Annotated in this window: 18 protein-coding genes; 10 read left to right on the top strand and 8 right to left on the bottom strand. The window is 70.5% G+C overall.

Features of this window, described 5'->3' with window-relative positions; all coding sequences use genetic code 11:
* Nucleotides 1-127: 127 nt before the first annotated feature.
* On the top strand, nucleotides 128-1336 hold the full coding sequence (locus tag AC5RV6_RS07650; protein WP_494006720.1) for an acyl-CoA dehydrogenase family protein: 1209 nt from the start codon (nucleotides 128-130) through the stop codon (nucleotides 1334-1336).
* Nucleotides 1337-1463: 127 nt separating this feature from the next.
* On the opposite strand, the gene AC5RV6_RS07655 is transcribed toward AC5RV6_RS07650, so the two are convergent.
* A complete protein-coding gene (locus AC5RV6_RS07655; protein ID WP_494006721.1) occupies nucleotides 1464-3269 on the bottom strand; it encodes an AMP-dependent synthetase/ligase in 1806 nt (601 codons plus the stop codon).
* Nucleotides 3270-3492: 223 nt separating this feature from the next.
* Here AC5RV6_RS07655 and AC5RV6_RS07660 point away from each other — a divergent pair, with 223 nt between their 5' ends.
* Nucleotides 3493-4473, top strand: a complete 981-nt coding sequence (locus AC5RV6_RS07660; RefSeq protein ID WP_494007373.1) for an ROK family protein — start codon at nucleotides 3493-3495, stop codon at nucleotides 4471-4473.
* A gap of 16 nt (nucleotides 4474-4489) precedes the next feature.
* Here the strand turns inward: AC5RV6_RS07660 and AC5RV6_RS07665 are convergent, their stop codons facing one another.
* Together AC5RV6_RS07665 and AC5RV6_RS07670 are read right to left on the bottom strand one after the other, a co-directional pair.
* Nucleotides 4490-5095, bottom strand: coding sequence for a hypothetical protein (locus tag AC5RV6_RS07665; RefSeq protein WP_494006722.1), 606 nt, complete (start codon nucleotides 5093-5095; stop codon nucleotides 4490-4492).
* Nucleotides 5092-5856 (bottom strand): alpha/beta hydrolase, encoded by a 765-nt coding sequence (locus AC5RV6_RS07670; RefSeq protein ID WP_494006723.1) that lies wholly within the window; start codon nucleotides 5854-5856, stop codon nucleotides 5092-5094. The genes AC5RV6_RS07665 and AC5RV6_RS07670 overlap by 4 nt, the downstream gene beginning before the upstream one ends.
* Nucleotides 5857-6042: 186 nt before the next feature.
* Here AC5RV6_RS07670 and AC5RV6_RS07675 point away from each other — a divergent pair, with 186 nt between their 5' ends.
* Nucleotides 6043-6903 carry a lysophospholipid acyltransferase family protein gene (locus AC5RV6_RS07675; RefSeq protein WP_494006724.1) on the top strand — a complete coding sequence of 287 codons (861 nt, stop codon included), beginning with the start codon at nucleotides 6043-6045 and terminating at the stop codon, nucleotides 6901-6903.
* A 55-nt stretch (nucleotides 6904-6958) separates the two neighbouring features.
* Here AC5RV6_RS07675 and AC5RV6_RS07680 read toward each other — a convergent pair whose 3' ends face one another.
* On the bottom strand, nucleotides 6959-8431 hold the full coding sequence (locus AC5RV6_RS07680) for an FAD-dependent oxidoreductase (RefSeq protein WP_494006725.1): 1473 nt from the start codon (nucleotides 8429-8431) through the stop codon (nucleotides 6959-6961).
* Nucleotides 8432-8615: 184 nt separating this feature from the next.
* Here AC5RV6_RS07680 and AC5RV6_RS07685 point away from each other — a divergent pair, with 184 nt between their 5' ends.
* On the top strand, nucleotides 8616-10004 hold the full coding sequence (locus tag AC5RV6_RS07685; RefSeq protein ID WP_494006726.1) for a class II 3-deoxy-7-phosphoheptulonate synthase: 1389 nt from the start codon (nucleotides 8616-8618) through the stop codon (nucleotides 10002-10004).
* A gap of 128 nt (nucleotides 10005-10132) precedes the next feature.
* Here the strand turns inward: AC5RV6_RS07685 and AC5RV6_RS07690 are convergent, their stop codons facing one another.
* Both AC5RV6_RS07690 and AC5RV6_RS07695 read right to left on the bottom strand, forming a co-directional pair.
* Nucleotides 10133-12280 (bottom strand): Stk1 family PASTA domain-containing Ser/Thr kinase, encoded by a 2148-nt coding sequence (locus AC5RV6_RS07690; protein ID WP_494006727.1) that lies wholly within the window; start codon nucleotides 12278-12280, stop codon nucleotides 10133-10135.
* A gap of 93 nt (nucleotides 12281-12373) precedes the next feature.
* Nucleotides 12374-13540, bottom strand: a complete 1167-nt coding sequence (locus AC5RV6_RS07695) for a lytic transglycosylase (protein ID WP_494006728.1) — start codon at nucleotides 13538-13540, stop codon at nucleotides 12374-12376.
* 363 nt (nucleotides 13541-13903) lie between these two features.
* On the opposite strand from AC5RV6_RS07695, the gene AC5RV6_RS07700 reads away from it, so the two are divergent.
* A complete protein-coding gene (locus AC5RV6_RS07700; protein WP_494006729.1) occupies nucleotides 13904-14257 on the top strand; it encodes an Rv2175c family DNA-binding protein in 354 nt (117 codons plus the stop codon).
* 121 nt (nucleotides 14258-14378) lie between these two features.
* On the opposite strand, the gene AC5RV6_RS07705 is transcribed toward AC5RV6_RS07700, so the two are convergent.
* Nucleotides 14379-15518: a polyprenyl synthetase family protein gene (locus tag AC5RV6_RS07705; protein ID WP_494006730.1), complete on the bottom strand. Its 1140-nt coding sequence runs from the start codon at nucleotides 15516-15518 to the stop codon at nucleotides 14379-14381.
* Nucleotides 15515-16042, bottom strand: a complete 528-nt coding sequence (locus AC5RV6_RS07710; RefSeq protein ID WP_494006731.1) for a hypothetical protein — start codon at nucleotides 16040-16042, stop codon at nucleotides 15515-15517. Before AC5RV6_RS07710 ends, AC5RV6_RS07705 begins: the two co-directional genes overlap by 4 nt.
* A 77-nt stretch (nucleotides 16043-16119) precedes the next feature.
* Here AC5RV6_RS07710 and AC5RV6_RS07715 point away from each other — a divergent pair, with 77 nt between their 5' ends.
* The 5 genes from AC5RV6_RS07715 to ftsL all read left to right on the top strand — a co-directional run bounded on the left by AC5RV6_RS07715 (nucleotide 16120) and on the right by ftsL (nucleotide 20798).
* Nucleotides 16120-17346 carry a DNA polymerase IV gene (locus AC5RV6_RS07715; protein ID WP_494007374.1) on the top strand — a complete coding sequence of 409 codons (1227 nt, stop codon included), beginning with the start codon at nucleotides 16120-16122 and terminating at the stop codon, nucleotides 17344-17346.
* Nucleotides 17347-17511: 165 nt separating this feature from the next.
* A complete protein-coding gene (locus AC5RV6_RS07720) occupies nucleotides 17512-17895 on the top strand; it encodes an SCO2097 family morphological protein (protein WP_494006732.1) in 384 nt (127 codons plus the stop codon).
* A gap of 515 nt (nucleotides 17896-18410) precedes the next feature.
* Nucleotides 18411-18842, top strand: a complete 432-nt coding sequence (gene mraZ / locus AC5RV6_RS07725) for a division/cell wall cluster transcriptional repressor MraZ (RefSeq protein WP_494006733.1) — start codon at nucleotides 18411-18413, stop codon at nucleotides 18840-18842.
* A 262-nt stretch (nucleotides 18843-19104) separates the two neighbouring features.
* A complete protein-coding gene (gene rsmH / locus AC5RV6_RS07730; RefSeq protein WP_494006734.1) occupies nucleotides 19105-20103 on the top strand; it encodes a 16S rRNA (cytosine(1402)-N(4))-methyltransferase RsmH in 999 nt (332 codons plus the stop codon).
* On the top strand, nucleotides 20100-20798 hold the full coding sequence (gene ftsL / locus AC5RV6_RS07735; RefSeq protein ID WP_494006735.1) for a cell division protein FtsL: 699 nt from the start codon (nucleotides 20100-20102) through the stop codon (nucleotides 20796-20798). Before rsmH ends, ftsL begins: the two co-directional genes overlap by 4 nt.
* Nucleotides 20799-20812: the final 14 nt, after the last annotated feature.

Genomic DNA, 20812 nt, shown 5'->3' on the forward strand with positions numbered 1-20812 from the left:
AAATGTGATCTGCGTGACACGAGAATAGTTGGACATCCTACAATTGTTAAGGGGCAGGACCACCGGCGGCCTCCGCCGGCGGCGCGGCACAACCGCCGGTCCGGTCCCCGATCCGAGAGGAACACCTATGCCGCCGGTACTGCGCGGAGAGTCCCCGACCCTTGAAGCCCTGAGCGGCGGCGGCCTGCCGGACGCCGACCTGTTCAACTTCGCTGCCCTGCTGCCGTCCGATGAGCGGCTGCGGTTGGCGGAGCTGCGCGACTACCTCCAGGCGGAGATCCGCCCCGCCTCGGTCGGGCTGTGGAACCGTGAGGAGTTTCCGACGGCGCTCCTGCCCGGCCTGGCCGCCCACGGGCTGGGGGAGCTGGAGCTCTCCGGGGCGAGCCGGCTGTTCCGCGGCCTGGCCTACGCGGAGGTCGCGCGGGCCGACATCTCCTTCAGTGCCCTGGTCGGCATCCACAACGAACTGATCCTGGGCCTGATTGACGCGCTGGGGTCCGAGGAGCAGAAAGCCCGCTGGCTGCCTGAGCTGCGCAGCTTCCGGGCCCTGGGCGCCTTTGCGCTGACCGAGCCCGGGCACGGTTCGGACATTGCCGGCGGCCTGGCCACCACCGCCGTCCGCGACGGGGCCGAGTGGGTGCTGACGGGCGCGAAGCGGTGGATCGGGTCCGGGACGGTGGCCGACGTCGCGATCGTCTGGGCGCGTGACACCGCGGACGGGCAGGTCAAGGGCTTCCTGGTCGAGACCGACCGGCCCGGATGGCGGGCCTCCAGGATCGAGAACAAGATCGGGCTGCGGATCATGCACAACGCCGACATCGAGCTGGACGAGGTGCGCATCCCGGCGGCCAACGCCCTGCCCGGAGCGTCGGGTTTCGCCGCGGCCAACGAGATGCTGCGCAACTCCCGTGCCTGGGTGGGCTGGCAGTGCGCCGGAGCGCAGCTGGCGATCTTCGACGTCGCCCGGGACTATGCCGTGAACCGGACGCAGTTCGGGCGGCCGCTGGCGAAGTTCCAGCTGGTGCAGGAGCCGCTGGCCCGGATCCTCGGGAACGCCGCTTCGGCTCTCGGCCTGATGACGCAGATTGCCCGGCTGCAGGAGTGCGGCGGGTTCGACATGGCCCATGCCGCGCTGGCCAAGGCCACCACCACGGCCCAGGCCCGTGAGTCCGCGGCCCTGGGCCGCGCCCTGCTCGGCGGCAACGGGATCGTCACCGACTACGAGATGGCCAAGATCTTCAACGACGTGGAAGTCCTGTACACCTACGAGGGCACCTATGAAATCAACGCGCTGATCGTCGGCCGGGCGGCGACCGGGCACTCCGCGTTCGTGTAGCCGGGCCGGCCGCGGACGGCCCGGCGGACGGCGGACACAGGTGAGGCGGAACCCCCGGGGGTTCCGCCTCACCTGTGTTCCGATGGGGTCCGGCGGCGGGGCAGGCTGCGGCCCGCCCCGCCGACGGTCAGCGTGCCGGCTGCGCGCTGTAGATGTCCTCCACCACGGACGCGTAGTCCTTCAGCACCTGGGCCCGCTTGATCTTCAGTGACGGGGTCAGATGGCCGCTGGCCTCGGTGAAGTCGGTCGTCACGATGCGGAAGACCTTGATCGCCTCGGCCTGGGAGACCGCCTCGTTGGCGCGGTCCACCAGCGCCTGGATTTCGCTGCGCATCTCCTCGGTGCCGGCGGCGTCCTCCACCGACATGGACGGCAGCTTGTGCCGTTCGAGCCAGCCGGGCAGGGCCTCCTCGTCGATGGTGATCAGGGCGGAGATGAACGGGCGCTGGTCACCGACCACCACGCACTGGCTGACGATGGCATCGGCGCGGATGGAGTCCTCGAGCAGCGCCGGAATGACGTTCTTGCCGCTGGCGGTGACGATGATCTCCTTCTTGCGGCCGGTGATCCGCAGGAAGCCGTCGTCGTCGAGCTCACCGATGTCTCCGGTGCGCAGCCAACCGTCCGTGAAGGTCTCTTCGTTCAGTTCGGGACGGTTGTAGTAGCCCTTCATGACGCACACGCCCTTGGCGAGGACCTCGCCGTCCTCGGCGATCCGTACCGCGTTGCCGGGCAGCGGGGCGCCCACGGTGCCGATCTTGATCAGTTCGGGGGTGTTCACCGAGACGGGGGCGGTGGTTTCGGTCAGGCCGTAGCCTTCCAGCACCATGACGCCGATGCCGTGGAAGAAGTGGCCGAGCCGCTCGCCCAGGGGAGCGCCGCCGGACACGGCGTACTTGACCTTGCCGCCCATCGCAGCGCGGATCTTGGAATAGAGCAGCTTGTCGAACAGGGCATGCCTGAGGTTCAGCAGGAACGGAACCCGTCCGGCCTCCTTCGCCTTGGACCACTCGATGGCGGTCTTTGCGCCGGCGTGGAAGATCTTCCCCTTGCCGCCGTCCTCCGCCTTGAGCATGGAGGAGTTGTAGACCTTCTCGAACACGCGGGGCACCACGAGGATGAAGTCCGGCTGGAAGCTCTGGAGATCCGGCAGCAGGTTCTTCACGTCGGGGGTGTGGGCCACGGTGGCGCCGGTGGTCACCGCGAGGATGGAGATCATCCGCGCAAAAACGTGGGCCAGGGGCAGGAACATGATGGTCTGGGCGCCTTCGCGGGCCACTTCCGGCAGGCCGGCGGCGGCGTTGCGGCACAGCTCCACGAAGTTGGAGTGCATGAGCATGCAGCCCTTGGGCTTTCCGGTGGTCCCGGAGGTGTAGATGATGGTCGCCAGGTCATCCAGGTTGGCCAGCGACCGGCGGCGTTCGATCTCCTCGTCGGGGACCTGGCTGCCGGCGGCGCGGAGCTTGTCCAGGCCGCCGCCGTCCATCTGCCAGACGTTGGCCACGGCGCTCAGGTCTTCGTCCATGGCCGCCCGGCGGACCACCGATTCGTTCTGCGCGGTCTCCACGACGACGGCGACAGCCTCCGAGTCGCCGAGGATCCAGGCCACCTGCGACGGGGAGGAGGTCGCGTACACCGGCACGGACACCGCACCGGCGAACCAGATGGCGAAGTCCATCAGGGTCCACTCGTAACGGGTCCGGGACATGATGCCCACCCGGTCGCCGGGATTCACCCCGCTGGCGGCGAGCCCCTTCGCCAGCAGCCGCACATCGTCCAGGAACTCGCGGGCGGTGATCCGGCGCCACTGATCGCCCTCGGGCACCGCGAAGAGAGCCGGATTGCTGGGCTTGGCCGCCTGTTCAAGCAGGAGGTCCGTTGTATTCGTCTGCTGCTGCGATTCCACGAGGACGGGAACGCTGTATTCACGCACGATAGCTCCTTCGATATCTTTCGGTGCCGCAGGTTTCCCCTACCCTATAACCTGGATCACATTTTCTACCCGACGGTAACCTTGCGGAACGGTAACGCTTCCGCGGCGGCTCTTGCCCTTTGCCTAGAATGGGTTTTTGATGCCTCCCTTGAACCAGCCCCCGTCCCCCCGCACCACAGCTTCCTGGAGGCGCCGGCCCGCCGGGCCGCTGCCCGGCCGGACGATGCGGCTGGCCAATCCCATGCGCCGGCGCGGGCTGGCGATCGGGATCGATATCGGCGGCACCAAGGTCGCCGCCGGCCTGGTCGATGCCTCCGGCCGGGTCCTCGCCGAAGCCAGGCGGTCCACGCCCGGCCACGATCCGCGCGAAGTGGAAGCCGTCATCGTGGAGCTGGTCCGCGAACTCAGCGCCGAGCATCACGTCTGGTCCGTGGGGATCGGCGCCGCAGGCTGGATGGACCTCGCCGGCAGCACCGTCCTGTTCAGCCCGCACCTGGCCTGGCGCAACGAGCCGCTGCGCGAAAACCTGGAGCGCCTGCTCCGCCGCCGCGTCTTCCTGGTGAACGACGCCGACGGCGCCGCGTGGGCGGAATGGCGCTACGGTGCCGGTGCCGGCGAGAGCCGGATGGTCTGCATCACCCTGGGCACCGGAATCGGCGGCGCCATGGTGATGGACGGCCGGCTCGAACGCGGCCGGTTCGGCGTGGCCGGCGAGTTCGGCCACCAGGTCATCATGCCCGGCGGCCAGCGCTGCGAGTGCGGCAACCGGGGCTGCTGGGAGCAGTATGCCTCCGGCAACGCCCTGGGGCGGGAGGCCCGCGAGCTCGCCGCCGCCAACTCGCCGGTGGCGCAGGAGCTGCTGCGGGCGGTGGACGGACGGATCGGGGACGTCACCGGCGCGGTGGTGACCCGCCTGGCGCTTGAGGGCGATCCGGCGAGCGTCGAGCTGCTGGAGGAGGCCGGCGAATGGCTGGGCCTCGGACTGGCCAACCTCGCCGCGGCCCTGGACCCGGGCATGTTCGTCATCGGCGGCGGACTCGGTGCCGCCGGGGACCTGCTCCTGGAACCGGCCCGCCGGTCCTTTGCACGGAACCTGACCGGGCGGGGCTTCCGTCCGGCAGCCTCCATCCGTCCCGCGGCACTGGGGCCGGCGGCCGGCATGATCGGCGCGGCGGACCTCTCCCGGATCGCCGCGCGGCGCTGACCGGGCCGGAGGAACCTCACACCGCCGAGCCGTCATCTCCGTCCTCGCGCTGCTGGGGCAGCCGGTACAGCAGGTAGCCGGCCGAACCGGCGAACAGGGCAATCACGCCCAGGACCACGGTGAGCGGGGCGCTGCGCCAGAACATCGCAAACAGCAGCAGGAGCAGCGGGCCGCCGGCCGCCCCGATCCAGGCCAGCACCAGCAGCGGCTCACCGCTGCCCAGCGGGGGCGGCTCGGGGGGAACGAAGCCGCCGTCGTCGTCGTCCTCGACCTCGTAGTCCCTGGGACCCGCTGGACGGTTCCCACCGGCACCGCCCTCCCCGCCGGCTGCCCGGGGCGGACCGGACGACGCCGGACCGGCGGACAGGTCAGGCTGCAGCCGGTTGCCGAACAGGGCACGGGTGCGTTCCGCCGGGCTGGGCGGAACGGCCTGCGGCGCCCGCGGCTCCTCCGGCCTCCGGTCCCCGGGGCCGGTGCCCGGGTCCTCCGGGCGGGAGCGCCCGGACGCCGGGGGGCTGTCCCGGTCGTCGTCAAGGTCGGGGGTCTGCTCCAGGCGGGCCACCAGGTCCAGCCAGACGGCGTCGTCCGTGGACCCGTTGCGGTCCGGTTCCTTCTCGTTCATGTCCGGCTTCCTGCACTGACGTCCTGGATGAATTCGCTGCTCCGCCCGAAGATCAGCGGGGCGTCGTGGTCCATGGTGGCCACATGGTAGCTGTTGGGAAGCGGCACCACGGTCAGGTCGGCCGAGGTCAGGCCGCGGCGCAGCCCCGCCATGCTCGACTCCGGGACGACCGGGTCCACCGCGGAACGGAACACCAGGACCGGCGCGGTGATCCGCGGCAGGGAGGCCGTGGTGTCGCGGAACAGGCGCATCAGCTGATGCACGGCGGCCACCGGGGTCCGGGCGTAGGCGCCCTCGTCCTGGCCGGGCAGGGCAATGTTGTTGCCGATCGCCGGAACCGAGCGCACCAGGTATTTCAGCGCCCCTGCGTAACGGGCCCGCGGGTCGGCGGCGGTCAGCCCGGGGTTCACGACCGCGACCCCGGCCACCTCCCGCCGGGAGGCCAGGCGCAGGGCCAGGGTTCCGCCCATGGACAGGCCGCCGGCGACCACCCGCCCCGTGTTTTCGGCCAGCCGGTCGTAGGCCTGTTCATAGGCGTCGTACCAGTGCCCCCACGGCGTGCGAGCCAGCTCCTGCCACGTGGTGCCGTGGCCGGGCAGCAGCGGCAGCGACACCGCGTAGCCCTGGTCCGCCAGATGACCGGCCCACGCCCGCAGGCTCACCGGGGAGCCGGTGAACCCGTGGCTGAGCAGCACGCCGGTGGAGGCATTGGGGCCGTGGCCCGCATACATGAAGGGGGCCGGAGGGGACTGCGCAGTCATACCCACTATGGTGGCATCCGGGGTGGCGAATTCCACCCCGCGGCGCGGTAAACAGGCCGCCGGTCCGCGGCCCGGTTCATCCGTGGCAGCGGGAAAGCATAGAGTATGGGGGAGGGAAGTGCGCCGGAGAATGCCGCTTTCCCTCTTGAGCTGCGGGATTAACTGAGGAATGGGAGCGCCGGCCGCGTGTTTTATTGGGTGATGAAGACGATTGTCATCGGACCAATCGTCAACCTCCTCTTCCGGCCCTGGGTTAAGGGCATGGACAACGTTCCCGCCAAGGGCGCCGCGATCCTGGCCAGCAACCACCTGTCCTTCTCCGACTCGATCTTCCTGCCGCTGCAGGTGCCCCGGCCGGTCTCCTTCCTCGCGAAGTCCGAGTACTTCACCGGCAAAGGCCTCAAGGGACGGCTGACGGCCCTGTTCTTCCGGCTCGCCAATCAGCTGCCGATGGACCGCTCCGGCGGGCAGGCGTCAGCAAACAGCCTCCAGGCCGGCGTCGACGTGCTGCGCGAGGGCGGGCTGCTGGGCATTTATCCGGAAGGCACCCGCAGCCCCGACGGCCGGCTCTACCGCGGCAAGGTCGGCGTCGCCAAGCTTGCGCTGTCCACCGGGGTGCCCGTGATTCCGGTGGCGATGATCGGCACCGACAAGGTCCAGCCGATCGGCCGCCGCCTGCCGAACATCCGCAGGATCGGCATCATCGTCGGTGAGCCGCTCGACTTCTCCCGCTACGCCGGCATGGAGGACGACCGGTTCGTGCAGCGGGCCGTCACCGACGAGATCATGTACGAGCTCATGCGCCTCAGCGGCCAGGAGTACGTGGACGTGTACGCCTCCACCGTCAAGGAACAGCTGGCGCGGAAAAAGGCCGCCGAGCGCAGCGGCCGGGGCTCCGCCGCCGGCCGCAGCGCCGTCCGGCTCGCAGGTCCCCAGCACCAGGCGCCGGTGGTCGGCCCCGCTTCCACCCCCGGTGAAGCCACGGCCGAGGAACCCCGGCCCGCCCGCCGCGACGAGGACCCGCAGGCAGGCGCGCACAGCGCCTGAGATTTCGGCGCCGGTCCGGAGCGGGCAGCAGCCCGCCCCGGAGGGTGCCCGCCGGCTACCCTGATGCGGCTGCTGCTCCGGCGCGCCGGCCGAAGAAGGTGCCGTCGCCCAGGGACGTCCCGCTGAGGTAGCCCTGGCCATGCAGCCCGGAGGCGGCACGTCCGGCCGCGAAGAGGCCCGGAATGGCAACCCCGGAAACGTCGATGACTTCGCCGTCGAGCCCCGTGCGGAGCCCGCCGAGCGTGAAGACCTCGGCACCGCCGCTGCCGGCGCTGCCCATTTCCGGCGGCGCGAATCCCCGGCGGACATCGATCGCGGCGAAGGGCGGTTCCAGCGGACGCAGCCACCGCTTGGCCTTGTGGAAGTACGGGTCCTCGCCGAGCGCCGCGTGCCGGTTGTATTCGTGCACCGTTGAGGACAGGGCGCCCTCGGGCATGCCCATCTCCTGTTCGAGTTCGCCGATGGTTTCGGCAACGAACCCCGGCTGGACACCCCATCGCTCAGGCTCCGGCACCTCCTCGAACGCCTGCTCGTCCAGGACCACCCACACCGCCAGGTCGTGGCGGAAGAGAGCGGCCTGGCCGGGCAGCCCCGGATATTGGTCCTCGTTGATGAACCGCTGGCCGACGGCGTTCACCAGCAGGCCGCGCACCGCCAGGCCGGGGACCAGGGCGATGCCCACCTGGGCGGTGGACATCCGCTGCACCGCGGCGCCGGCGGCCTGCGCCATCCGGATGCCGCGGCCGTCATCCCCGCCGTCGCTGGTCACCCCCAGGCCGGTCAGCAGCGGGGCATGCATGGCCACCATTTCCGGATTGTCGGCAAATCCTCCGGTAGCGAGGACCACGCCCCGTCGGGCCCGGATCGCGATCCGGTCCCGGAAATGCCGGGCCAGGACGCCGGCTGCGCGGGGGCCGTCCATGATCAGCTGGAGGGCCTGCGTGTTGGTCCGCACCTGGATGCCTGCCGCCTCCACGGCTGCGCTGAGGGCGTTCATCAGCACTTTGCCGCCGAAGCCTTCCGACGCCACCCGATGCCCGCGCGGTGCGGGCTTGGCGATGTCGGTGAACGGCCAGGCGTTCTCACCCAGCCACATGAGGCCGTCATCGGTGGGCGGCACCCAGGTGGGGGAGTCCCAGAAACCCGGCTTGAACGGAACCCCGTGGCCCGTGAGCCAGTCGTAGTGGTCCAGGCTGCCCCGGCAGTACTCATGGATCTTGTCCCCGTCGGCCTGCGGCCCCAGCGCGGCCAGCAGATAAGCCTCCATCTCCTCCGGCGTATCCGTGAAGCCGCACGCCTGCTGGATGGGGGTACCGCCGCCCAGGTAGATTTCCCCGCCGGACAGGGCGGACGAGCCGCCACCGCCGCCGGCCTGCTCCAGGAGAAGGACATCGGCGCCGCGGGCGTGCGCCTCCAGCGCCGCGGCCGCTCCCGCACACCCGTACCCGATCACCAGCACATCCACCTCGACATCGACGCTGCCGATGCCGTCCGCATCCACCGTTCGCACTGTCCGTTGGTCGCTCACCTTTGAGCCCCTTTCGATTGGAGGGCCCAACCAAACACGGAGCAGGGCGGGACGTCGGCCGCCGATCCCGCTGACCGGGACAGCCGGCGTCTCCCGGATGCCGGATGTCGAAGTGTGGCGAACCGGACGCAAGCGTTACGCGGCTCCGCTTCCTCGCCGGCGCCGGCCCGATAGGATTTAAGCCGTGACCTTCAACAGCACTGACACGCCCAGCACACCCACGACCGCCGGGGCAGGGGCGGTTGACGCCGCCGTGGACCACTGGCGCACGCTGCCGATCGGCCAGCAGCCGGACTGGCACGACCACCCCGGGTATGGCGCCGCGGTGGCGGAGCTGTCGATGCTGCCGCCGCTGGTCTTTGCCGGCGAGGTGGATGTCCTCCGCGGCCGGCTGGCCGAAGCGGCGGCGGGACGGGCCTTCCTGCTCCAGGGCGGAGACTGCGCCGAAACCTTCGAGGGTGCCACCGCCGACCGGATCAGCGCACGCGTCAAGACCATCCTCCAGATGGCCGTGGTGCTGACCTACGGCGCGTCCCTTCCGGTCATCAAGATGGGCCGTATGGCCGGACAGTTCGCCAAGCCGCGTTCCTCGAACGAGGAGACGCGCGACGGCGTGACGCTGCCCGCCTACCGCGGCGATATGGTCAACGGCTTCGACTTCACGCCGGCCTCCCGTGCCCACGACCCCGCCCGGATGGTGCGGGCGTACCACACCTCGGCTTCCACGCTGAACCTGATCAGGGCCTTCACGCAGGGCGGCTTCGCCGACCTGCGGCTGGTCCACGACTGGAACCGGGGCTTCACGGCCAACCCCGCTCACTCCCGCTACGAGTCGCTCGCAGCGGAGATTGACCGCGCGGTCCGCTTCATGGACGCGTGCGGCGCCGACTTCGAGGCGCTCAAGCGGGTGGAGTTCTTCGCCAGCCACGAGGCCCTGCTGCTGGACTACGAGCGGGCCCTCACCCGCACCGATTCCCGCACCGGACTGCCCTACGACACCTCGGCGCATTTCCTCTGGATCGGGGAGCGCACCCGCGACCTGGATTCCGCCCACGTCGACTTCCTCTCCCGGGTCCGCAACCCCATCGGCGTCAAGCTCGGCCCCACCACGCGGCCGGAGGACGCCCTGGCCCTGATCGACAAGCTTGATCCCAACCGCGAACCCGGCCGGCTGACGTTCATCACCCGGATGGGCGCGAAGAACATCCGTGAGAAGCTCCCGAACCTGGTGGAAAAGGTCACCGCCAGCGGCGCGCAGGTGCTTTGGGTCACCGACCCGATGCACGGCAACACGGTCACCTCACCCAACGGGTACAAGACGCGCAACTTCGACGACATCATGGATGAGCTGCGCGGCTTCTTCGAGGTCCATCAGGCCCTGGGCACCTTCCCGGGCGGCCTGCACGTGGAAATGACCGGCGACGATGTGGCGGAGTGCCTGGGCGGAGCCGACCCGGTGGACCAGGAGGCGTTCGTCGACGGCTATGCCTCCGTGTGCGATCCGCGCCTGAACCACATGCAGTCCCTGGAAATGGCGTTCCTCGTGGCAGGGGCCCTGGCCGGCAAGAAGTAGGACCGCCGGCACCGACGCGGGCAGGCCCCGGACCGCTTCCGCGGGCCGGGGCCTGCCGCCGTCGGGACAGAAGGTGAGGGGAGGCCGGCCGAAGCGCCGGCCCGGCCCGCCCGTCCGCGCAGGGAAGGCTAGACGACGGTCAGGGTGATGACGGAACCCTCGGGGACGGACTCGCCCACCGGATCCTGCGCCCGGACCGTGCCGAAGAACCCGCCGAGCACCTCGTTGACCTCAACCCGGAAGCCGAGGGCCTCCAGCTCGCGGCGCGCGTCGCCGGCCTGCCGGCCCACGAAGCTGGGAACCTCCACCATCCGCGGCCCCATGGACAGGGTCAGCACCACGGTGCCGCCGCGTTCGAGGGTGCCGGAGGCGGGGGACTGGGTGACGACGGCGCCGTCGGGCACCGTGGCCGAGTGCACCCGCTCGGGGGAGACCTGGGCGGCGAGGCCGGCGTCCTCGAGGGCGGCCACCGCCTCGGCTTCGCTCAGCCCGGCGACGGCAGGCACCTCCACCGGCGCGGGTCCCTTGGATACGGTCAGGGCGACCTGGGTGTCGCGGCGCAGTTCGGCGTCGGCGGCGGGATCCTGGGCCAGGACCTGTCCGGCGGGCACGGTCTCGCTGTACTCCTCCGTGACCGTGCCCACGGCAAGGTTGGCCTCCTCCAGCTCAGCGGAGGCTTCCTCGACGCTGCGCTGGATCAGGTTCGGGACGGCGAACAGCTCCGGCCCGCGGGAGACAAGCAGGGTGACGGCCTGGAAGCGGCGGATCTCCTGGCTGCCGGCAGGGTCGGTTCCCACCGCCAGCCCCGCGGGAACCACTTCGTCGTGGATCCGGTCGGTGCTGTAGCTGAGCCCCTCGCCGCTGAGCCGGTCGCCCGCCTCCTGCTCGCTGACGTTGGCGACGTCGGGGATGATCACCAGGGCGCCGGGCCCGGATCCGAAAAACCATCCGGCGAAGACCGCGGCGGCGACGAGCAGGGCAACCAGCAGTCCGAGCAGGGCGCCGCGGCGGCGCGGGTGCGTGCGGAGCGAGACCTCGGGGCGGCGGGCATCGCGCTCCCGCTGCTTCTGCATCGCCAGCAGGTCTCGGCGTGCCTGCCGGGGAGTGCGGGGCTCCTCGGCGTCGTCGTCCCAGGCGTCCTCATCGTCGCCGTAACCGCCGTCGGTGTCGGAGGAGGGCGGGGCGGCGGACGGCGGGGAGGCCGGCGGACGCGCGCCCGGATACACGGCGGTGGCATTGTCCCGGCCGGCGCCCCCGCGGGCGAGCACCTCGGTCGCCCCGCCGGGCACGACGCCCAGCACTTCGGTTCCGGCCCGGTCGCCGATGACTTCGGTTCCGCCGGCTCCGTCGATCACGTCGGTGGCACCGTCCGGGACCGCTGCCCCGGCCTGCGCTGCTCCGTCTCCGGGGCCGCCGGTGCTGCAGCGGAAGTCCAGCTGCTCATCAGTGAGCGAGGTGCGGATGTGGCGCAGTTCGCCCAGCAGTGCGCTGCCGTCCACCGGCCGGTCCTCGGGATCCTGGCGGGTGCACCACTGGACGAGTTCGTCCAGGTCCTCCGCCAGCCCCGGGCAGGCGGCCGACGGCGGAGGCACCGTGCCGTGCACGTGCTGGAAGGCCACCTGGATGGGCACATCTCCGGTGAAGGGCTGCCGGCCGGTCAGCAGCTCATAGAGCATGATGCCGGCGGAGTAGACGTCGCTGCGTTCATCCGCGCCGCCGCCGGTGACCAGTTCGGGGGCCAGATACGCCACGGTCCCGACGAGGGTTCCGGTGTTGGTGCTGGTGGTCACGGCCCGGGAGAGCCCGAAGTCGGCGATCTTGATGCGGCCGTCGTCGGAAAGGAGGACGTTCTCCGGCTTCACGTCGCGGTGGATCAGGCCGGCGGAGTGGGCGGCGGCGAGCCCCTCGATCACGGCGTCGAGCATGGCCAGGGCCTGGCGCGGCGTGAGCGTGCCGCGCTCCCGCAGCAGGTCCCGCAGCGTGCGTCCCGGCACGTACTCCATGACCAGGTAGGCCAGGCCGTTCTCGTCAATGCCCTGGTCCAGCACGCCGACGACGTGGGGATGCGACAGGCGGGCCGCGGACTTGGCTTCCCGCTCAAAACGGTCCAGGAACCCGGGATCGGCGGCGAGGTGGGGAGAGAGGACCTTCAGCGCGACGTCGCGGTCCAGGCGGGTGTCCGTGGCCAGATAGACCGTCGACATGCCGCCGCGGGCAACGCGGGCTCGGACCAGGTACCGGTTGTCCACCAGGGCCTGGACCAGGGAATCATTCACGGACTCTCGCACCTTACCGATCCTACTTGGAGCACAGCGGGCGGACCCCACCGACACAGCTGTCGGCAGGGCCCGCCCGTGGTGGCTGCGGACTTACTGGAAGCCGGCCCGGTGCGCCATGACGTTGGCGACGTACTGCTCCGTATCAGGGAACATGCCGTTCGTGGTGACCGAGTACTGGCCCTGGTAGTAGGAGGCCACGGCCACTTCGGTGCTGGGGCTGGTGCGCAGCAGCGAGCGGATGATCGCCACGCCGGCGGTGGCGTTGTCGTAGGGGTCGAGCAGGTTCAGCTGCCGGCCCACCAGTTCCGAGGCCCACTCGCCCGAGGAAGGAATCACCTGCATGGCGCCGATGGCGTTGGCGGGGGAAACCGCGCGCATGTCGAAGCCGGACTCCTGGTACGCGTGGCCGAGCGCCAGCGCCGGATCCACGCCCATGGCGGCCGCGGTGTCGGCGATGATCTGCTGCATCTGCGCCCGGTCCGGGACCTGCATGGCGTTCAGCGCGTGCTTGTTCGCATTGGCGTCGGCAACCACATGGTCCGGGTAGGTGTAGTGCAGGAAGGTGTTCGGCACCAGGTCGGCAGGGGCTGCCGCGGGCGCTGCAGGTGCGGGCTCGGCCGTGCCCATGGTGGTCACCGTGCCGGTGTCGGCGCCGCCCAGGGAGATGACCTGGCCGGGCTGGATGATCGAGGTCAGCGTCAGCCCGTTGGCGGCCAGGACCGAGTCCAGGGAGACGCCGTGGGCCGCGGCGATGGCGCTGAGCGTGTCACCGGCCTTGACGGTGTAGCCCGAGGCTGCGGGCGCCTCGGCTGCCGCCGCCGGTGCACCGGCGGCCAGCTTCAGCGTCTTGCCCGCGAAGATCAGGCTGTCCGGCTGCAGGTTGTTGATGCGCAGGACCTCGGCCAGGTCGAGCCCGTACCGGGCGGCGATGGAGCTGACCGTGTCGCCGGGCTGGATGGTGTATTCGGCCGGTGCGGCGGATTCAGCCGGCACCGTTGCCGGCACCGTCACCGCGAACGACGGCGCGGCCGGCGCGGAGATGTTCAGGTTCTTGATGGCCTGCAGGGGCAGGTGGGGGAACAGCGCGTTGGAGTCAGGCTGCACCGGGGCGGCCGTGGCAGGTTCCGCGACGGCCAGGGCCGACATCATGACGGCCGGAATGGCCGCCGTCGTAACGGCGACGCTGAGCCGCCGGGGCCTGGACGGAGCGGCGGAATGCGGCTGTGCGCCGGGGCCCTGCGTCGGTGTGGCTGTCATATGGTGCTTTCCCTCATCTGTGCTTGGCAGGCCGAACCCGCCTGTGGAACAAATCGAGTATTGCAACAGGCGGAGTTTTAGTGTCTGCTGTTGCTTTTGTTGCTGATGTTGCTTCTGTTACTAATGCGAATCTACACGAATGAGCCCGATCACCAATAGCCGTTAGGCCGCAAAACGGCCACAGTGCGTCTTCGTTTCGGTGGCGCCCGCTTCGATGACGGGTACGGACCCTGACGGGACCGGCAGCCATGCTGCGGAAGCCGCTCCGCCCGGGACGCCGGAGGCGCCGGGTGAAAGGCCCGCCCCGCCCCCGCCGACGCCGGAAAAGTGGCCCGCAGGCCCGTACCGTGGCAATCTGGACGGGTGAATGAACTTGAGGAACTTGTCGGCGACTGGCTGACCCTGCCCGATGCCGCCGAACAGCTTGGATTGTCCGTAACGAAGGTGCACAGCCTGCTGGAGGAACGGGCGCTGGTCGCCCTGCGGATCGGTGAGCGGAAGGTCCGCAGCATCCCCGCCGCCTTCCTGACCGACGGCGCGGTGCTGGACAGCCTGAAGGGAACCATCTCCGTCCTGGTGGATGCCGGGTTCCAGGACGACGAAATGGTCCGCTGGCTGTTCACCCCGGATGAGACCCTGCCGGGGCGCCCCGTGGACGCCCTGCGCGAAGGCCGCAAGACCGAAATCCGGCGTCGCGCGCAGGCGCTGGCCTGGTAGCAGCAGCGTCGGATTTCATCGTGACTCTCCGGCTGTGAGCTGGAGACGGCAGCAGGGCGGGACCACTGTGGTCCCGCCCTGCTGCCGTCTCCGACGTCCGGGTCGGGTGTACTGAGTCAGGCTAGGCGCGGCGGCGGACGGCCGCGTCCGCCAGCCGGGCCAGGGCGGCGCCGGCCGGTGCGGGCAGGTCCAGAGCGGCCAGTGCCCGGTCCGCCGCGGCCGTGTGTCCGGTGATCAGCTCCTCCGTGGCGGCCAGCGCCCCGGTGTCCGTAATGAGGGTGCGCAGCCGCTGCACGCCGTCGTCGTCCAGGTCGGCCGCGCCCAGGCTGGCTGAAACCTCCGCACGGACCGCGGCGTCGCCGTGCTCCAGGGTGTAGGCGATCAGCACCGTCCGCTTGCCTTCGCGCAGGTCGTCGCCGGCAGGCTTGCCGGTGGTTTCGGGATCGCCGAAGACGCCCAGGACGTCATCGCGCAGCTGGAAGGCCTCGCCCAGCGGCAGCGAGAACGCGGCGTAGGCGTGCTGCAGTGCGCTGTCGGCTCCGGCCAGGGCTCCGCCGATGGCGAGCGGATGCTCCGTGGTGTACTTCGCCGCCTTGTAGCGCAGGATGTTCCGCGCCCGGCGGACGGCGTCCTCCGGACGGTGTCCGGGGCCCACCACCTCTTCCAGGATGTCCAGGTACTGTCCGGCCATCACCTCGGTGCGCATCCGGTTGAAGATGTCGCGGGCCGCGGTCCCGTAGGCCGCCGCAGGGCCGACGGAGGTGAAGACCTCCTCGCTCAGGGCCAGGCAGAGGTCTCCGGCCAGGATGGCCGCCGAGGTGCCGAACCGGTCTCCGTCCAGGTGCCAGCCGGAGTCGCGGTGCGTGCCGGTGAACCTGCGGTGCACGGAGGGCGCGCCGCGGCGGGTGTCGGAGCGGTCAATGATGTCGTCGTGGATCAGCGCGGCGCTCTGGAACAGCTCCAGCGCGAGGCCGGCCCGGACGGCCGCCGGATCGAGCGGCGCTCCGCCCGCCCCGCGGAACCCCCAGTAGCAGAGCAGCGCCCGAAGGCGCTTGCCGCCGCGGGCGAGGGCATGGATGGCCTCAAGCAGCGGCACCGACTCCGCGGAGACCTCGCGGAGCATCTGCGTCCGCTCGGTGAGGAAGGACTCCAGCTCCGCCTCGAGCAGTGCGCGGAACCGGTCCTCCTCGTCCCGGGCGGCGGCGACGGCGTCGGGATCCGGTGGAACCGGGGCCGACGTCGGGGCGTCGGGGACGCTCACTCCCTGGCTCCGTCGACGGTGGAGGAAAGCACGTTCGCGCCCACCGTGAACGCGGAGGAGCCGTCCCCGGGCACCACGCTGACGTTGGCGGTCTCCTCCCCGCCGTCGCGCACAAAGTCCTTGGAGACGGTCTTGCCGACGGTCTCGCCTTCCAGTGGGTGGAAGCCGCGCTCCTCGAAGGCCCTGGCGTACCACGCCACGACCTCCTCGGCGGTGGCAGCCGTCCGCCCGGTAAGGCTGACCGTGACCAGGTCGCCTTCCTGGTCGAAGCTGGTTGCCAGGACGGTGGCGCCGTCCATCGGCGGCACCACCTCCACCGGGAATCCCGGCGCAATCGGGTCGGCCGTCGGTTCGGCCGAGGCCGTGGCTGAACCGGAACCGGTGACGGAAGCCGCCGGCGAGGGGGAGGAGGAGGCCGACGTCGGGCTCGGGGAGGCAGCGGAGGCATCGCCGGAGCTGTCCGCGCAGCCGGCGGCGGCAAGCAGGACGGCAGCGGCGGTGAGGGCTATGGGGGTTCTCTTCATGGTCTTTCGGTTCTGCTGGGAAACGATGGACTGGACCCCAGTCTAGGCGACTGCGAATGTCGGACCCGATGCCTACGATGAGAGGCGTGGGCACCGAACCAAGCGGCGAAGACCGGGACTGCACGATCATGCATGTCGACATGGATGCCTTCTACGTGTCCGTGGAGCTGCTGCAGCGCCCCGACCTGGTCGGCCGGCCGGTCATCGTCGGCGGACTGGGCGGGCGGTCGGTGGTGCTCTCCGCCTCCTATGAGGCGCGGCGGTTCGGAGTGCGCTCGGCCATGCCAATGGCCAGTGCCCGCCGGATGTGTCCGCAGGCCGTGGTGCTGGAGCCGCATCAGGAGGCGTACCGCCGGGTCTCGTCGCGGATCATGGAGATCTTCGGCACCGTGACCCCGCTGGTGGAGCAGCTCAGTGTGGACGAGGCGTTCCTCGATGTGGCCGGAGCGCTGCGCAGGCTGGGGCCTCCGCGCGCTATCGGCGAGCAGCTGCGCGCCACCATCCGCGCGGAGCTGGGCATTACCGCCAGCGTGGGCATCGCCGCCACCAAGTTCGTGGCCAAGATCGCCTCGACGCGGGCCAAGCCCGACGGGCTGCTGCTGATTCCCCGGGACCGCACAGTCGAGTACCTGCACGGGCTGGACGTGTCGGCGCTCTGGGGCGTGGGGGAGCGGACCCGGGAGGTGCTGGCCCGGGTGGGCATCCGGACCGTGGCGGACCTCGCGCACACTCCCGTGCCCACTCTGCGCCGCCTGCTGGGGAGCACGGGCCTGCATGTCCATGAACTTGCCTGGGGCAGGGATCCGCGGCCGGTGACGCCGGTGCGGCAGGAAAAGAGCATCGGCGCGGAGGAGACGTTCGCCCGCGACGTCGACAGCGACGACGTCCTGCATACGGAGCTGCTGCGGCTGGCCCACCGGACGGCGTCACGGATGCGGGCGGCGGGGATGCAGGCCCGTACCGTCTCGCTCAAGCTGCGGTATGCGGACTTTTCCACCCTGACCCGCAGCCATCGGCTGACCGAGCCGGTGGACAGCGCCCAGCTGCTCTACGAGACCGCCCGCTCCCTGCTGGCCGGGCTGGGCCGGCGGCCCATGAGCGTGCGGCTGATCGGGCTGCGCGCCGAGAATCTCGAGGAAGCCGGGGGAGCCGCCCAGCAGCTGACGCTCGACGGACGCGACGACAACTGGCGCTCCGCGGAGGACGCCCTGGACCGGGTCAACCGGCGTTTCGGCGACAAGGGCGTCATGCCGGCGCGGCTGCTGCGTCCTGCCCCCCGGCCGCCCGCCGCGCAGGACGGGTAGCAACGCTCCACCGCCGTCGGCCGGAGCTTTCGCCTGCCACCGAAGCAACCTATCCTTAGGGGTAGGTGCAAAGCGGGCGTGGCAGCCACCGGTGTGAGGGAACCACCGGAGGTCGGGACACGTTCACTGCTTTACACGGCACATACGAACCGCAAGGAGGCAGTGATGGCACTCTCCGAACACGAGCAGCGCCTGCTTGAGCAGTTGGAGCAGCAGTTGCACGCCGAAGACCCCAAATTCGCCAGCTCCATGGCCGCAAGCTCGGCCACCGGGATATCGACCCGGAGGATTGTGCTGGGTGCCCTCGTTGCGGTTGCCGGCATCGCTGTTCTTATCTTCGGGGTGTCCCAGTCCATGCCGTGGGGCATTGCGGTCGGGATTCTCGGCTTCCTCGTCATGGGTGCCGGCGTGTACTACGCCACCACCAAGGGCAAGCGCGTCGAAGCGGCCGTCGCTGGCAGCCGCCGTGAGCGCGAGGCATCCTCGCCCAAGGGCTTCATGAGCAACCTCGAGTCCCGATGGGACGAGCGCAAGCGCGACCAGCCGTAGCAGCGGGGGTCCGGCAGCTGGAAACAGCAGCCGCAGCACAGTGTCACCAGGACTGCCTGAACTGCACACCGCCTGAACAGCACCACCGCTTGAACAGCACCACCGCTTGAACAGCACCACCGCTTGAACAGCAGCACAGCTTGAGAGGGTCCGGCCAGGCCGGGCCCTCTTTTTCATGCCCGCTCCACTTTCCTCCCCGGGCTCCACTTTCCTCCACGCACCTCCCAAAAGCAGCGGGGCTGCGTCCTCCGGGGCGGTCGGACGGGGCTTGGCGGGGATAAATCGGGCCCCGGCCGCTCCCTTTTCCTCCACTTCGCCGAGCCCCGGAGGCCGGGCGGCCGATGCCCGGTTCTGCCTTGAAATGACGGGGAACCGGCGGCGCCGCGGTCGCGACACGCCACGCGTGAAAAGCCGCGCGGCGTCGTTGACTGTGGAGGGAAGTGGAGTAAAGTGGAGGACATCGGAGTTACGGCGATGCAGAAGGAGATTTCTCCCTTTCAGACAGGCGGTGGCGGATGTTCCTCGGAACCCATTCGCCGCGCCTTGACGACAAGGGCAGGATCATCCTTCCGGCCAAGTTCCGGGACGAGCTGGCCGACGGGCTGGTACTGACCCGGGGCCAGGAGCGATGCATCTACGTCTTCAGTCGGAAAGAGTTCGAACGGATCCACGAGCAGATGAGGGAAGCCCCGCTTTCCTCACGCCAGGCCCGTGACTACATCCGCGTGTTTCTCTCCGGCGCCTCCGACGAAGTGCCGGACAAGCAAGGGCGGGTCACCATCCCGCCGGCGCTGCGCAGGTATGCCGGTCTGGACCGTGAACTGGCTGTCATCGGAGCCGGTACGCGGGCCGAGATCTGGGATGCCGAGGCCTGGCAGGAATACCTGGACGAGAAGGAAGCCGCCTTCTCCGACACCGACGAAGACGCAATTCCCGGAGTCTTCTGACCGTTTCCGCCGCCGGCGGCTCGGACAGGGCAACGGAAACAGCAGCACCCCAGACCCAGCAACGGACAGGCGCCACGCCGGTTCTTGCATGAGATCTCCAGCCGCCCCGCGGATCAGGATCCTGGCTCACCTTCCCCTGAGCCAGGCCCCGGCCGCCAGGCGCGGTTCCTGGCTTACCTTCCCCGGAGCCAGGCCCGGCCGCGAGGCGCGGATGGGGATCTGATCCAAGAACCCGGTGCGGCTCCGCGGAAGGAAGCAGCACATGAGCGAAGAGCGTCCCGCCTCGGAACGCCACGTTCCGGTGCTCCGTGACCGGTGCGTCAACCTGCTTGCCCCCGCCCTCGAGGCCGCCGCCGCCGAGACCGGACGCGCCGTCGTCGTCGACGCCACCCTGGGTATGGGCGGCCACTCCGAGGCGATGCTCGAGCGGTTCCCCAACCTGCACCTCATCGGCCTGGACCGCGATACCCAGGCCCTGCGCCTGGCCGGAGAGCGGCTGGCTCCCTACAGCGACCGCATCGACCTGGTTCACGCCGTCTACGACGAGATCGCCGACGTCGTCGCCGACCTCGGGTTCGACACCATCGACGGCGTGCTGTTCGACCTCGGCGTCTCCTCCCTGCAGCTCGATGAGCGGAGCCGCGGCTTCGCCTACTCCTACGACGCCCCGCTGGACATGCGGATGGACACCTCCCGAGGAGCCACCGCAGCCGACGTCGTCAACACCTACGACGAGGCCGAGCTGGCCTCCGTGATCCGCCGGTGGGGCGAAGAGAAGTTCGCCCGCCGGATCGCCGCGGCCATCGTGGCCGCCCGGGCCGAAGAGCCGTTCAGCACGACCGGCCGCCTCGTCGAGGTCATCCGCACCGCTGTTCCGGCCGCCGCCGCCCGCACCGGCGGACACCCCGCCAAGCGCACCTTCCAGGCGCTGCGCATCGAGGTCAACGAGGAGCTGGACGTCCTGGAGCGGGCCATTCCCGCCTCGCTCTCCGTCCTCGCCCTCGGCGGGCGCGCCGTGGTCATGTCCTACCACTCGCTGGAGGACAAGATCGTCAAGTCGGTCTTCGCGGCGGAGTCCTCCTCTTCGGCGCCCAAGGGGTTCCCCGTGGAGCTGGAGGAGCACAAGCCGCGCTTCAAGCGCCTGACCAAGGGCACCGAAACGCCCACGGCCGAGGAAATCGCCGAAAACCCGCGTGCCGCCTCAGCCAGGCTGCGCGCCGTCGAACGCATCCGCACGAGCAGGGACGGGGCACGATCATGAGCGGACCCATCACAGGCAGCGGCGCCCGCCGACCGGCCGCCGTGCGCACCGGACGGCCGGCCGTCAGCGGCGCCAACGCCCTTGCGCTGGGCGCCCAGCCGGAGCAGCCCCGGGCACCCCGGCGCCGCACGGTCCTGTCGGTGGTTCCGGCCGCCGCCGGCCGCCGCCGCGTGCCGTTCGCCGTGCTCTGCTTCATGTTCCTGGTTGCGGCACTGGCCACCGTCCTGGTCCTGAACATCTCCGTGTCCAGCGGCCAGTACCGCCTGGTGCAGCTGCAGAACGAGCGGACGGAGCTGGCACAGCGCAATGAAGCGTTGAGCCAGCGCGTCGAGAGCCACCAGGCACCGCAGAACCTGGCCGCACGGGCCGCCGAGCTCGGCATGGTCCCGGCCGCCGCCGTCGGCGCCGTCGACCTGCAGACCCTCGAAGTGACCGGCACGCCCGCCCCGGCGGCCGAAGGCGGCAAGGTCCCGTCGCGGGTCCCGGCGCCGGCGGTGCTCACTGATCCTGTCCTTCCGCCCGGAGCCGCGGCCCCGGAACCGGCGCCCGAGCCCGCCCGGGCGGCGGAGCAGCGGGCCGGCCAGGGCGAATCCGCCCCCGCCCCGGCAGCCGCAGAGGCACCGCCGGCGGCCGAACCCGAACCGGACCTCAACGGCGGCACCATTCCCGCCCCCGTGCAGCGGAGCGGACAGTAACAGCGCAACAGACA

It is taken from the genome of Arthrobacter saudimassiliensis (assembly GCF_059090665.1).